General features: G+C 60.5%; 14 protein-coding genes. 5 read left to right on the forward strand and 9 right to left on the reverse strand.

Going from position 1 to position 12,166, the window contains the following annotated elements; translation table 11 throughout:
* Nucleotides 1-30: 30 nt before the first annotated feature.
* Both JSS95_17230 and JSS95_17235 read right to left on the reverse strand, forming a co-directional pair.
* The gene (locus JSS95_17230; protein ID MBS1801556.1) at nucleotides 31-1,572 is read right to left on the reverse strand and encodes a sigma 54-interacting transcriptional regulator; all 1,542 of its coding nucleotides are present in this window, start codon (nucleotides 1,570-1,572) and stop codon (nucleotides 31-33) included.
* 34 nt (nucleotides 1,573-1,606) lie between these two features.
* The gene (locus JSS95_17235) at nucleotides 1,607-1,918 is read right to left on the reverse strand and encodes a tetratricopeptide repeat protein (protein ID MBS1801557.1); all 312 of its coding nucleotides are present in this window, start codon (nucleotides 1,916-1,918) and stop codon (nucleotides 1,607-1,609) included.
* Nucleotides 1,919-1,979: 61 nt separating this feature from the next.
* Between JSS95_17235 and JSS95_17240 the strand changes: the two genes are divergently transcribed.
* The 5 genes from JSS95_17240 to dnaJ all read left to right on the forward strand — a co-directional run bounded on the left by JSS95_17240 (nucleotide 1,980) and on the right by dnaJ (nucleotide 6,345).
* On the forward strand, nucleotides 1,980-2,501 hold the full coding sequence (locus JSS95_17240) for an acyl-CoA thioesterase (GenBank protein ID MBS1801558.1): 522 nt from the start codon (nucleotides 1,980-1,982) through the stop codon (nucleotides 2,499-2,501).
* Nucleotides 2,502-2,521: 20 nt separating this feature from the next.
* Entirely contained in the window at nucleotides 2,522-3,355 is an 834-nt protein-coding gene (locus JSS95_17245; protein ID MBS1801559.1) for an Mrp/NBP35 family ATP-binding protein, read from the forward strand.
* Between the two features lie 64 nt (nucleotides 3,356-3,419).
* Nucleotides 3,420-4,499: a heat-inducible transcription repressor HrcA gene (hrcA, locus tag JSS95_17250; GenBank protein ID MBS1801560.1), complete on the forward strand. Its 1,080-nt coding sequence runs from the start codon at nucleotides 3,420-3,422 to the stop codon at nucleotides 4,497-4,499.
* An 87-nt stretch (nucleotides 4,500-4,586) separates the two neighbouring features.
* Nucleotides 4,587-5,159: a nucleotide exchange factor GrpE gene (locus tag JSS95_17255; protein ID MBS1801561.1), complete on the forward strand. Its 573-nt coding sequence runs from the start codon at nucleotides 4,587-4,589 to the stop codon at nucleotides 5,157-5,159.
* A gap of 34 nt (nucleotides 5,160-5,193) precedes the next feature.
* A complete protein-coding gene (dnaJ, locus tag JSS95_17260) occupies nucleotides 5,194-6,345 on the forward strand; it encodes a molecular chaperone DnaJ (protein ID MBS1801562.1) in 1,152 nt (383 codons plus the stop codon).
* 128 nt (nucleotides 6,346-6,473) lie between these two features.
* Here the strand turns inward: dnaJ and JSS95_17265 are convergent, their stop codons facing one another.
* From JSS95_17265 to JSS95_17295, 7 genes are all read right to left on the reverse strand, one after another.
* Nucleotides 6,474-7,211, reverse strand: a complete 738-nt coding sequence (locus JSS95_17265) for a 16S rRNA (uracil(1498)-N(3))-methyltransferase (GenBank protein ID MBS1801563.1) — start codon at nucleotides 7,209-7,211, stop codon at nucleotides 6,474-6,476.
* 2 nt (nucleotides 7,212-7,213) lie between these two features.
* On the reverse strand, nucleotides 7,214-7,816 hold the full coding sequence (locus tag JSS95_17270; protein MBS1801564.1) for a hypothetical protein: 603 nt from the start codon (nucleotides 7,814-7,816) through the stop codon (nucleotides 7,214-7,216).
* Nucleotides 7,817-7,926: 110 nt separating this feature from the next.
* On the reverse strand, nucleotides 7,927-8,883 hold the full coding sequence (locus JSS95_17275; protein ID MBS1801565.1) for an AI-2E family transporter: 957 nt from the start codon (nucleotides 8,881-8,883) through the stop codon (nucleotides 7,927-7,929).
* A 129-nt stretch (nucleotides 8,884-9,012) separates the two neighbouring features.
* Nucleotides 9,013-9,606 carry a shikimate kinase gene (locus JSS95_17280; protein ID MBS1801566.1) on the reverse strand — a complete coding sequence of 198 codons (594 nt, stop codon included), beginning with the start codon at nucleotides 9,604-9,606 and terminating at the stop codon, nucleotides 9,013-9,015.
* A gap of 281 nt (nucleotides 9,607-9,887) precedes the next feature.
* On the reverse strand, nucleotides 9,888-10,187 hold the full coding sequence (locus JSS95_17285) for a hypothetical protein (GenBank protein ID MBS1801567.1): 300 nt from the start codon (nucleotides 10,185-10,187) through the stop codon (nucleotides 9,888-9,890).
* Nucleotides 10,184-10,822, reverse strand: coding sequence for an RNA polymerase sigma factor (locus tag JSS95_17290; GenBank protein MBS1801568.1), 639 nt, complete (start codon nucleotides 10,820-10,822; stop codon nucleotides 10,184-10,186). Before JSS95_17290 ends, JSS95_17285 begins: the two co-directional genes overlap by 4 nt.
* A gap of 185 nt (nucleotides 10,823-11,007) precedes the next feature.
* Nucleotides 11,008-12,108 (reverse strand): ThiF family adenylyltransferase, encoded by a 1,101-nt coding sequence (locus JSS95_17295; protein ID MBS1801569.1) that lies wholly within the window; start codon nucleotides 12,106-12,108, stop codon nucleotides 11,008-11,010.
* Nucleotides 12,109-12,166 lie beyond the last annotated feature (58 nt).

Here is a 12,166-nt window from a genome sequence, read left to right on the forward strand (position 1 = left end):
GAGCGGCCGTCTGCCCCCAAAGGGTTGAAGTTAGTTAAAGCCGCGACGTGTGCGATTGCGTGGGTTGAACTCTTCCTGCTCGCGTTCGCGCATGCGCTCGGCATACTGCGTGGCCTGGTCGACGCGCTGCTTCTTTTCGGCGGCGGTGAAGACGCGCTCCTCGGCTCGGCTGATGCGTTTGTGGGCGGTCATGCCTTCGAGGAGGAATTCGGCAGCGCTGACGGCCTCTTCCGGTGACGATTTGCCGTTGATGTTCAGGGGCGTGAGTTTTTCGAAGAGTCCTTGAATCTGCTTGAGTTCGGCGAGCGATCCCGAGGCAGGCTGCGCGTCATTCAGCTGTACGGCGCCGCCGAGGTTGAACCACTGTTCGATCTGCTGCGTGTCGGCGCCGGCGAAGTACTTGTCGAAGATGATGCCGACGGCGCCGCGGATGATCTCGCGAATGACGGTATCGGCGCCGCGCATCTCGCCTTCGTACTCGAGCTCGATCTTCCCGGTGATTCCAGGAAGAGCGGCGAAGATATCGCCGACGCGCGGGACGACAAGGCTCTCGCCGTGAAGCAGCGCGCGCCGTTCAGCGTTTGAGAGCACAAGCTCCATGGTGGAGATCGGAAGACGTTGCGAGACGCCGGAGCGCTTGTCGACCTTCTTGTCTTCGCGCGCGGCGAAGGCGATCTGTTCGACGATCTGGCGGATGTAGTGCGGGATTTCGATCTTCGCGGCCGGGCGTTCGGACCATGCCTCCTGCGCGGTGATGCGAATGCCCTCTTCGATGTCCTCGGGGTAGTGCGTGCGGATCTCGGAGCCGATGCGGTCCTTGAGCGGTGTGACGATCTTGCCGCGCGCCGTGTAGTCCTCGGGGTTGGCCGAGAAGACGATGGCGACGTCGAGAGGGAGGCGCACCGGGTATCCCTTAATCTGTACGTCGCCCTCCTGCATGATGTTGAATAGCGCGACCTGAATTTTGCCTGCGAGGTCGGGGAGCTCGTTGATGGCGAAGATGCCGCGATTGGCGCGGGGCAGCAGGCCGTAGTGCATGGTCAGCTCCGAGCCGAGGTCCTGGTTGGAGCGTGCAGCCTTGATTGGGTCGATGTCGCCGACGAGGTCGGCCACGGTTACGTCGGGTGTGGCGAGCTTCTCGACGAAGCGGTCGTCTGGAGTGAGCCAGGCGATCGGAGTGTCATCGCCCAACTTGGCTATGAGGTCGCGCGAGTATTTGCTGATGGGCGCGTATGGATTGTCGCGAACCTCGGAGCCGGCGACGTACGGCGTATGCGGATCGAGCAGTGTGGTGAGCGCGCGCAGGATGCGCGACTTCGCCTGTCCGCGCAGGCCGAGGAGGATGAAGTTGTGGCGCGAGAGCAGCGCGTTGACGATCTGCGGAACGACCGTGTCCTCGTAGCCGACGATGCCGGGGAAGATGGCATCCTGAGTCCCTTTGCTGCGGGCGCTCGCTTGCAGACGGGCGATCAGGTTCTCGCGAAGCTCGTCCTTCACACTGCGGGCGAGGCGTTCGGGGGTGTATTCGCTGTTGCGGAGAGCGCCGAGTGTCGCAGGAAGTGAAGTCGTCATGCCTAAGTATAGATGTTCCCGCAACTGGAAAGCCTCAGCGGCTCAGGTCTTCGCGCAGGGCCTCCATCTCGGCCAGGGCGTGCTGGTTGCCGGTGCGGTTGGCGGCGGAGATGCCGCTGTGCAGCCGTTCCAGCGCCTCGTCGACGCGGCCGAGCTTTGCCATTGTCTGCGCGGACATCTGGTAGGCCGGAACGTAATCGGGATTGTGCCCGATCAGAGTGGTGAATTCGCTGAGTGCGGCCTCCGTGTCTCCCTCGGAGATGTGGGCCATGGCCAGGCCGTAACGGGCAAAGGCGTCTGCCGGGTTCTGCTGGAGTACCTGGGTAAGAAGAGCGATGCGGTCCATAAGACGATGGTGCGATGCCGCGCATGGAGTTGGCAAGCGGCGACAATTTACACTGGTAGGAATGAGCGAAGAGGTTTTGGCAAGAACGGTGTGCGAGTCGCAGTCCGAACGCAGCGAGATCATCTTTCCCGCCGATGCGAACGCGCTGGGAAATCTGTTCGGCGGCAGGTTGATGCAGTACATTGACCTCGTAGGAGCGATGGCGGCCAGCCGTCATGCTCGGGCCACCACTGTGACGGCGAGCATGGACCATCTGGACTTTGTTGCGCCTGTGCGCGTTGGCGACCTGCTGATCCTGAAGGCGAGCGTCAACCGGGCCTTTCGCACTTCGATGGAGGTCGGTGTGAAGGCGATGGTGGAGGATGTGAGGAAGAACCGGCTGCGCCACGTTTCGTCCGCGTACCTGACCTACGTTGCGATGGACTTGGATGGAAAGAAGATTGTTGTGCCGCAGGTGGTTCCGGAGACGGAGCACCAGAAGCGGCGGTATGAGGATGCAGGCCGGAGGCGCGAGATGCGCGCCGGCGAGACCCAGCGCAAGAAAGAGATACGTGGCCTGCTCGGCGAAGAGTGGCACGTCTGAACGAATCGAGGGAGACATATATGGGACACATGGGAGCAGGAGCACCGCAGGGGCCGCAGCCTCTGCCCGGAATAGCGCACGTCGTAGCGGTCGGTAGCGGCAAGGGCGGGGTGGGAAAGACGACCGTCGCGGTGAACATGTCCGTCTCGCTGGCGAAGCTCGGCTACAAGGTTGGTCTGATCGACGCGGACATCTACGGGCCGAACGTGCCGACGATGCTCGGGGCCACGCGGCAGCCAAACGTCTTGGGAGACAACCGCATCGAGCCGGTGCTCGCGCACGGGGTGAAGTTCATCTCCATCGGACTGATCTCGCCTGGCGACAAACCTCTTGTGATGCGCGGGCCGATGCTGCACCAGATCATCCGCCAGTTCCTGCAACAGGTGGAGTGGGGCGAGCTGGACTTCCTGATCATCGACCTTCCTCCGGGCACGGGCGACGTGGTCATCTCGCTGGTGCAGACGGTCCCTCTGACGGGCGCGATTGTGGTTTCGACAGGCTCGAACGTTGCGCTTGAGGATGCGCGTAAGGCGCTCGAGATGTTCCACCAGGTCAAGGTCGACGTTCTCGGCTTGATCGAAAACATGTCGCAGATGACTCTGCCTTCGGGCGAGGTCATCGACGTCTTCGGGGCTGGTGGGACGGAGCGGACGGCGGCGCAGTTCGGGCTGGACTTCCTGGGGGCAGTCGACCTCGATCCCACGATTCGTGAGGGCGGCGATAAGGGGCTGCCGGTTGCCCTGGCAGGGCCGGAATCGAAACTTGCGGCGGAGTTCTACGCGGTCGCCCGGCGTGTCGCGGACAAGGCGCGTGAGAGCGCGTCTAAGAGTGAGGATGTTCTGGAGATCAGTTGATTGAGGCGGTTACTCTGCGAGCTGTTTGACACGAAGGGTAGACTGGTCACGTGCGGGGGGACCGATGGCAGAGCGAGAGCAGGTAACGGCGCGGCAGCGGGCCATCCTGACTGCCATTATTGAGAGCTACATCGAGACCGGCGAGCCGGTTGGCTCCGGTACGATTGCGCGTCTGCCTCATGGCGAGGCACAGGCGATGAGCCCGGCTACTGTTCGCAACGAGATGGCCGAGCTGGCCGATGCGGGCCTCCTGGAGCAGCCGCACACCTCTGCTGGGCGTATTCCTACAGCGCGGGCGTTCCGCATGTATGTCGAGCAGTTGAGCGGTGGCGCGAACCCCCGCATCGACGCTGCCCGGCTTCCCGCGCGCTCGCGCAGGCAGATTGACTCAAGCTTTGTGGGGCTGGCGGGGACGCAGGCGGTGCTGGAGCGCACCTCGCATGTGCTGGCGACGCTCTCGAGCGGCGTAGGGCTGGCGATTGCGGCGGCGGCCGAGGGCGATCTGCTGGAGCATGTGCACTTTTCGCGGCTGGCCCCGGCACGGGTGCTCGCCGTGGTGGTGACCCGCTCGGGGATGGTGCGCGACCGGGTGCTGGCGCTCGACCGCGACCTGACGCTGGGGGAGCTGGAGACGGCATCGAACTTTCTGAATGAGCACTTCCGCGGCTGGAGCGTGGAGCAGGTGCGCTCGGAGCTTGCGCGGATGGTTGAGCGCGAGCGCAGCGAGTACCAGCGACTGCTCAACTCGGTGCAGCAGCTATGGGGAAAGGTTGTTCCGGCGAGCGAGGCGCGAGTGCAACCTGTTTATGTAGAAGGCGTTGCGAACCTTATCGCACCGAACATCGACGGGGAGCGGCTGCGGGAGATGCTGGCGGCGCTCGAGGCCAAGCAGCGGCTGGTTGACCTGCTGAACGCCTACATCGATGCCCGGCAGCAGAGCGTGCGGGTGGTCTTCGACCTCGAGGAGCAGGCCCCGGAGATGGCTGGCCTGGTGCTGATTGCGGCCCCCACCCGGCTGGCCGGTGAAAACCGGGGCACGATTGGCGTGATTGGTAGCAAACGGATGGATTACGAGAATACGATGAATGCCGTAAGCTATCTGTCGCGGGTCTTCGATCGTATTGCTCTGCATCAGAACGAATAATCAGTTACTTGCGACTCTATTGCGATGGCTGTCGGGTTGCCCCGTCAGGGGCTTGCGCAATCGGCGATAATGGTAGAGGAACGAACTATGAGGAGACATAATTCCATGCAGGATGAGACGACCGTGCAGGCCGTTCAGGAGGGTGATGCTGTCACCACCGCCTCCGAGCAGCCAGTGCTGGACGCGGCCGCCGCGCTACAGGCAGAGTTGGACCAGGCAAAGGGAGAGCGGGACCAGCTGCTCGACAGATTGGCAAGGCTACAGGCGGAGTTCGACAACGCCCGCAAGCGCGAGGCAAAGGAGCGTCAGGACTCCCGCGATTACACTGTTTCGAGCACGGTCGAGCCATTTCTCGGCGTTATGGACAACTTCCATCTTGCGCTGAAGTCTGGCGGATCGGGCGAACAGCTCAAGGCCGGTGTGGAATTGATTCTGAAGCAGATGGAAGACGCCCTGCGCGGGCTGAACGTTGTTCCAGTTGAGAGCGTTGGCGCACAGTTTGACCCCAGAGTCCATGAGGCCCTGGGGAGCATCGAAACGAAGGAGTTCCCCGATCACCAGGTGCTTGAAGAGATTCGGCGCGGTTACAAGGTTCGCGAGAAGCTTCTTCGGCCGGCGTTGGTGAAGATTGCCTCGAATCCAGCGATGGTGAGCGAGTAGTTTCAAAGGGATGTGGAAGGCGAGTCTGTAAGGAATGAGTGCGACGTCGAACGTGACCAAGATCGACTTTTATGAGGTGCTGAGTGTCTCCCGCGATGCCTCCGACCAGGAGCTGAAGACTGCCTATCGCAAGCTGGCGATGCAGTATCATCCGGACCGAAATCCGGGGGATCATTCTGCCGAAGAGAAGTTCAAGGAGTGCAGCGAGGCCTATCAGGTGCTGAGCGACCCGGAGAAGCGCGCGGCCTACGACCGTTACGGCCATGCGGCCTTCAACGGCAGCTCCAGCGGAAACGGCGCGGGGCCGTTTGGCAGCGGCTTTGGCGGCGCACAGGACCTCGGCGATATCTTTGGCGACCTCTTCGGCGAGATGTTCAACATGGGCGGCGCAAGGGGCAAGGCCTCGCGCGTGCAGCGCGGCCGCGACCTGCGTTACGATCTGACGCTCGAGTTTGAAGAGGCCGTCTTTGGCGTCGAACGCGAGATCAAGATTCGTCGCAGCGAGACCTGCACCGATTGCAAGGGGACCGGCGCGGCCAAGGGCAGAGCACCCATTACCTGTACGCAGTGCGACGGGCGCGGCCAGCAGAGGTTCCAGCAAGGGTTCTTCTCCGTCGCGAGGACGTGCTCGGTCTGCGGTGGAACGGGAACGATGATCGTCGATCCATGCACCGCCTGCCGTGGCGAGACGCGCGTACAGACGGAGCACAAGATTCTTGTCAAGGTGCCTGCGGGTGTCGAGCAGGAGACACGCATCCGCTATCAGGGCGAGGGCGAGTCGGGCAAGTTCGGCGGCCCGGCCGGCGACCTGTATGTTGTCCTCAGCATCAAGCCGCACAAGTTTTTTGAGCGCGACGGCGATGACCTGCACTGCGTGATGCCGATCTCTTTTCCTCAAGCCGCGCTTGGCACGGAGCTGGAGATCCAGACCCTGGAGGGCGTGGAGACGCTCAAAATCCCGGAGGGAACGCAGAGCGGACGAGAGTTCAAGTTGCGCGGCAAGGGCGTTCCTCACCTCAACGAGCGTGGCAAGGGCGATCTGATCGTCGAGATTCGCGTTCAGACGCCGAACAAGCTCTCGAGGCAGCAGAAAGAGCTTCTGCGCCAGCTCAGTGAGACGATGACGGTTGAAAATACGCCGACGTCACGCGGCATCTTCGACAAAGTCAAAGAGATCTTCAACTAGGGCTGCTTGGACGCGTGGTGGCAACAAAAAGACAACTACAGGGATTCTTCGCCCATTCGCTCCGCTCAGGGCAGGCTCTGCGGGCTCATGACGACGATTGATTGACGCCTCAGAAATGAGAGGACCGATCAGCCCTGAAGCTGGCCCCCGAGGATGGCGATAGCGGATATAGCGGCGGTTTCCGCGCGCAGGATGCGTGGGCCGAGCGTGACGTGCTGCCACTTGTGTTTTGTGAAGAGGCCCATCTCGTCGGCGGTCCATCCCCCTTCGGGGCCGATAGCAAGGGCGAAGGTCGCGCTGCTGACCGGTGATGAAAGAGCCGCGATGAGCGTCGTTGTCTGTTCGGTCTCTGAAAGTAGCAACCGTGTTGTGGCAGACTCACGATCAAGAGCGGCTGCAAGCTGGATCGGATCGGCGATCTCTGGAACTGTCGTTCGGCGCGACTGCTTCGACGCCTCAAAGGTAATGCGGCGCCAGCGTTCAACACGCTTGTGAGATGCCTGGGCCAGGTGCTTTTCAGTGCGCCGCGCAAGGATCGGAGTAATCCCTGCAACGCCAAGCTCGGTCGCTTTTTCGATGGCCCATTCCATGTGGTCGAACTTGAAGACGGCCAGCAGGAGATGCAGCGGAAGAGCGGTGTCAGACTCCAGCTCTTCATGCAGGGTGAAGACGACTTCCGCAGGCTCGCTGGCCGATCCCGGCTGTACACTCACGACCTCTGCCCGGTGCAGAAAGCCTCCAGCCACGACATCGTAAATCTGCCCGGGCACAGCGCGGAGCACCCGTACCAGGTGCTCGGCCTGATCGCCTGTGAGAGAGGCACGATTACCAGACCAGGTATCGGCAATCCAGCGGCGGCGCGTCATTCTTAGTTTGCGCTTTCGCCGCCCTGGGGGGAGGGGGAGACACTGTTGCCCTGCGGAATCGCGGCGGAGAGCATGCCCTGGTGATAGAGGTCGATGTTCAACGCAGCGGAACGGCGATGGTTCCAGGTATCGGCCGAAACGGGAAAATGCAGCAGCACCATACCGTCCGCCGTCCCGCCGGGACTGATGAGGGTCTCACGGAGCAGAGGGGTTGACGACAGAGAACGGAGAGCCGGGAAGGTGACGTAGAGGTTTTCCAGATCTTCCTTCTGGGCGGCAGTCCCCGGAATCGCAGTGCCGTCGGCACTGATCAAGGTTCCTGTGAAGTCCTTGATAAATATAGGGAGATTGAGCCGGTCGCTCATGTTCACTGTTATCAGCGCATACAGGTCGTCCTGTGACCGGTCGCGTCCGACTACGATCGTATCCGATTTGAAGACGGTATGTGCTGGGTAGACGGCAACATGTACGACCTTGATCTCGGCAATCGTGTGCGGCGTAAACCGTAAGAGCAGAGCTATCGCTATCCCAAGCAAAAGAAAGGCGATAAGAACGGGGGCGAGGAGGTTGCGGCGTGCCGGTTGGCTAAACTTGGGTTCGTCCACTGGTGAAAGCATATCAAGCTGTCATCGCATGGCAATAATTTTCTTTTTCGATCGGCGATACTTCGACGCGCTATTTCCCCGCAAGGCGCAAACTATTGATGATAATTAGCTTATGTCTTGCGGACGGCATATTCATCGAGCAGGACTGCGATGAGGGCAGCGGTTGGAACGGCTACCAGTGCACCAGTGATCCCGGCAAGCGCTGTTCCGCACAACAGGGCGATCAGTACTGTCAGGCCCATCAGGTCGACGCTGGAGCGCATGATGCGCGGAATCAGATATGCGTTTTCGAGGTTGATGTAGACCAGATAGAAGCTGATAACGCCGAACATCTTGGTCCATGAGTCCAGCGCGGCTACCCCTGCGGCCAGCATGATCGTAAAGACCCCTCCGGCGATGGGGATGATATTCAGCAGTCCCATGAGGAAGCCGAGGAGGAGGAAATACCTTACATGCAGCAGGCCAAAGACGATGGTCGAACTGACTCCCAGGATAAGCATGAGCAACCCCTGGCCAAACAGCCAGTTTCCAACCTTGTCATCGGCACGCCGCAGGGTTGCATCCAGACGGTATCGCGGGCCGGAAGGAAACAATGACAGAAAGAAGTTGTAGGCGTGCTCCCCTTCGAGCATGAAGTAGATGCAGAGGAACAGTGTGGTGAGAATGTCGAACAGGTGCGTGAGCCAGTTGGGTAACGAGACGACCAGGTAGCCTGCCGTAGCGGTCAGGGCGCTCTCCGCGCGGGATGCGATCATATCCACGCCCAGGCGGTTGGCAAGGGGTAGGGCCTTGAGCTTGGCAACGATCAGCGGAATGCGCTTCGGCAGCTCCGTTGAGAACTGGTTCAGGTCGCGCAGCACCGGAGGCAGGCCGACCACAAAGAAGACAGTGAGCAACAGGGCCACGCCACTGATAAGCAGGAAGATGGCCGCTGGGCGCGAGGGGCGGCGGTCACGAAGCTTGATCTGTGTGATGCGATTGACGGCGGGCATCAGCACGGCAGCGAACAAGGCACTGACGTAGATGATCGTCAGCTCTTTGACCAGGAGCCATGCCAGAAACAGCATGACGATGACGCCGAATGTGAACAGGATGTGGCCGCGGATAATGGCGCGGGACTCCCTTTGTTCCGGTGTAAGGTCGATATTCACAGTAAGGCTATGGCTCCGGCGTTCAACGTGTTGGATGCAGATAGCTTACGGCAGGACATGCGTTTTATGGTTCAGCGCAGCCACAATCGCTTCCACGGTCTGCTCCGGGCTTTGCGCCGCAGTCTCGATCGTCAGTTGCGCAAGCCGCTGGTAGAACGGCCTGCGGCGGGCGAAGCGAATCTCCGCCAGTGCCGGGTCGGCCAGTACGGGGCGGGAGATGTCTTGCAGCATGCACCGGTCGAAGAGCATGGGAAAAGGCGCATCGAGGAAGATGGCGAAGGTGGCCGGTGTCTGTTCAACCAGCAGACGGTTGGTGATCTCCTCTGGAGCGCCGCCTCCGAGCGCGAGGACGGTGTGCGTTCGGCCCAACGCCGAGGCAAGCGCAGTGGACTCCAGCCGCCGAAAGTGCGGTTCGCCGTAACGGGAGAAGAGGTCGGGGATGGTGGCCCCGGTGCGGTTCTCCAGGTGCGCGTCCAAATCGAGGAACTCCCAGCCAAGCCTCGCCGCGAGCAGACGTCCAATGGTGGACTTTCCGGCACCCATGAAGCCGGTCAGAATAATGCGGCGCAGCGATGCAGGAAGATCCGGCCGCAACGAGTTTTTGCTTCGGTTGATCGTATCGGGCTGACTGGAAGACATTCTCTTACTCCGTTCAGGACTCAGAATAAAAATGCAAAAGCCGCGACTTGTTGGGTCGCGGCTCGGGAAGATCGAAGACTCTGAAGTTTAGCGTTTCTCAGAGATACATGCGAGGACTCCGCCGGCCGCAGACGTGCGCCAGTAGCAAAAGCTAAATCGGCCGGAGATGGAGTAGCTCTTCATGCTTTTCTCAGCATATGCCCCGCAGGCGAGGATTTGCAACGGCAAAACGTTCAGGAAGCGGCAAATCAAGGCAACCTGGCCGACGGATGTCGAAGTGACTACATTTTGCCTGGATTCGACGCAAGAGGGCTCTCCGATGTCAGGCTCTCCTGGATCTTCTTCCATACATCGTCGCTGGGTTCATGCGTCGGTTCGAGCAACTGCCGGGCCTGGTCGGCAATGTATTGCAGATCGCGAACCAGGGCAGAACAGTTCTCACATGTCTTAAGGTGCTCCAGCATGATTGGATCGTCGGTAAGGCCTTCAGAGCCTGCCGCGAAGAGATCGGGAAGGTGTTCCTGAAATTCGGCACAAGACAGAGGGACAGAAGAATCGGATTGAAAATTTTGCGAGGTCATAAAGCCGCTTCCTTCAGATCGGCCTGAGTGGTGGACTCCGGTTGTCGGAGAAGCTCCCGTAACTTCAGTCGCGCTTTGTGGAGCTGGGATTTGCTATTGCCCGTCGAGCAATCGAGCATGGTGGCAATCTCGTTATGCTCAAAACCCTCGACATCATGAAGCACAAAAACCATGCGATAGCCCGGAGGCAGTGAAGCGACAGCGCGTTCCAGCGCAACTCGGTCGACCGAGCCCGATAGCTGCATGTCGCGGCTTCCGAAGTCGCGCTTTGGCGCATCCTCTTCCGAAGGGTTGATCGTCTCCTCGAGCGAGACAAGCTGAAGCCCCTTCTTGCGCAGGTGCATCAACACGAGGTTGACTGTAAGACGATGCAGCCACGTGGAGAATGCGCTCTCTCCGCGGAAGCTGCCTATCTTGCGAAAGAGGTGCAGAAACGCTTCCTGCGTCATGTCTTCGGCTTCCGACACATTGCCGAGCATACGCAGACATAACGTGTAGACGCGGCGCTTATGCAGCGCATAAAGCTTCGAAAAGGCCTCGGCATCGCCGGCCTTTGCACGTTCAATCGCCTCGGTTTCGCCGGCGATCGGAGGATTTCGCTTATACAGGCCGGGACCGGCCTTCGCTTCGGTCATTTGCAGGCCTTGAGTCTCCATGGCGTAACTCCGATTTCGTCCACTTTATTCACGGTTGGTCTCGCCTGCTCCAAGCCTACTGTAAACGTGATTAATTTTCATGCAGTCCTGTAAGAATCGGTTGCTTCTTAAAAGGTTGCGTGGATGCCGGTCGCTGGGCGGCAGGCTCAAGCAGTTTCAACCGCTTAGCTGCCGATGAAACGCGCATACAACGTTCTCGCAACCATGGCATCGGTTGTTCCCTGAACGATAGCGCGGCCGTCGGCGAACAGCGTAATCGTATGCGGAGGCCGTTCAAAGCGAAGCAGGAGTTCATTGAACTTCACCTTGCCGTGGGGGGCCAGACGATCACGCATCGCAGCAAAGTCGACTGGGCGATGGTGTTCATGAATCTGCACGGAATTGCGTCCGCAAAGGGTAATGTGCGGGCGGCCTTCTCCGGCCAGGTGCGTGAAGCTGCGCTCTCCGCAGACAGTGCAACCCCGCCGTGGCCTTGCGGTGGAGATTTCAGATCGCTCGTTGGACCACAGGTCGAACGAGAGCATGGTCCGACGCATCGCCTCCGATTGCCCGGTCAACAGCTTGAGCGCCTCAGTTACCTGAACCGATGCAGCAAGGTTGACAGCGGTAGAGAGAATGCCTGCGGTGTCGCAGGTCTCCACCGGGCCGGACGGCGGCTTGGGAAAGAGGCAGGCCAGGCACGCGGTTGGACTCCAGCGCTGGTTCTCTTCATCGAGTGCGCGGGGAAGCACATTCATGGTTGCGGCATAGGCGCCGATGGCCGCGGCGTAGATCCAGGGTTTGCCCTGCTCCACAGCGTAGTCGTTGATCAAATAGCGTGTCTCGAAGTTGTCGGTGGCGTCGAGGATCAGGTCGGCCGAAGAAAAAAGCTCCGCGATGTTGGCTGGAACAAGATCGGTAACGTGTGCATGAACACTGATGGTTGAGTTGAATTGGGCGATCTTGCGGCGCGCTGCCTCGGCCTTGGGGAGCGCCTCGAGGGCGTCGGCTTCGTCGAAGAGCACTTGTCGCTGTAGATTCGATGGCTCGACAAAGTCGCGGTCGACGATAGTGAGCGTTCCTACTCCTGCGCGGGCCAGTAGCGACGCGGTTGCGGCCCCGGTTGCTCCGCAGCCGGCGATGGCCACGTGCGAACGTGCGAGCGCCTCCTGTCCGTGAGGGCCGATCCCAGCAAAGAGCATCTGTCGGGAGTAGCGGTCGCGGTCGTCGATTGCGAACTGCGGCGGTGTAACGCTGGAATCGGTGGCTGGCGGAAGGGGTGGCATACAGAGGAGTTTGTGCCTCCGAAGAAGGCCGCTCTTTCGTAGTATAGGGAATGCGTCG

This window comes from Acidobacteriota bacterium (assembly GCA_018268895.1).
Lineage (GTDB): Bacteria > Acidobacteriota > Terriglobia > Terriglobales > Acidobacteriaceae > Edaphobacter.

Excerpts from the sequence above, each read along its gene's own strand:
- JSS95_17230 (MBS1801556.1), bottom strand. The coding sequence starts at position 1,572 with ATGACGACTTCACTTCCTGCGACACTCGGCGCTCTCCGCAACAGCGAA.
- JSS95_17235 (MBS1801557.1), bottom strand. The coding sequence starts at position 1,918 with ATGGACCGCATCGCTCTTCTTACCCAGGTACTCCAGCAGAACCCGGCA.
- JSS95_17240 (MBS1801558.1), top strand. The coding sequence starts at position 1,980 with ATGAGCGAAGAGGTTTTGGCAAGAACGGTGTGCGAGTCGCAGTCCGAA.
- JSS95_17245 (MBS1801559.1), top strand. The coding sequence starts at position 2,522 with ATGGGACACATGGGAGCAGGAGCACCGCAGGGGCCGCAGCCTCTGCCC.
- hrcA (MBS1801560.1), top strand. The coding sequence starts at position 3,420 with ATGGCAGAGCGAGAGCAGGTAACGGCGCGGCAGCGGGCCATCCTGACT.
- JSS95_17255 (MBS1801561.1), top strand. The coding sequence starts at position 4,587 with ATGAGGAGACATAATTCCATGCAGGATGAGACGACCGTGCAGGCCGTT.
- dnaJ (MBS1801562.1), top strand. The coding sequence starts at position 5,194 with ATGAGTGCGACGTCGAACGTGACCAAGATCGACTTTTATGAGGTGCTG.
- JSS95_17265 (MBS1801563.1), bottom strand. The coding sequence starts at position 7,211 with ATGACGCGCCGCCGCTGGATTGCCGATACCTGGTCTGGTAATCGTGCC.
- JSS95_17275 (MBS1801565.1), bottom strand. The coding sequence starts at position 8,883 with ATGCTGTTTCTGGCATGGCTCCTGGTCAAAGAGCTGACGATCATCTAC.
- JSS95_17280 (MBS1801566.1), bottom strand. The coding sequence starts at position 9,606 with ATGTCTTCCAGTCAGCCCGATACGATCAACCGAAGCAAAAACTCGTTG.
- JSS95_17285 (MBS1801567.1), bottom strand. The coding sequence starts at position 10,187 with ATGACCTCGCAAAATTTTCAATCCGATTCTTCTGTCCCTCTGTCTTGT.
- JSS95_17290 (MBS1801568.1), bottom strand. The coding sequence starts at position 10,822 with ATGACCGAAGCGAAGGCCGGTCCCGGCCTGTATAAGCGAAATCCTCCG.
- JSS95_17295 (MBS1801569.1), bottom strand. The coding sequence starts at position 12,108 with ATGCCACCCCTTCCGCCAGCCACCGATTCCAGCGTTACACCGCCGCAG.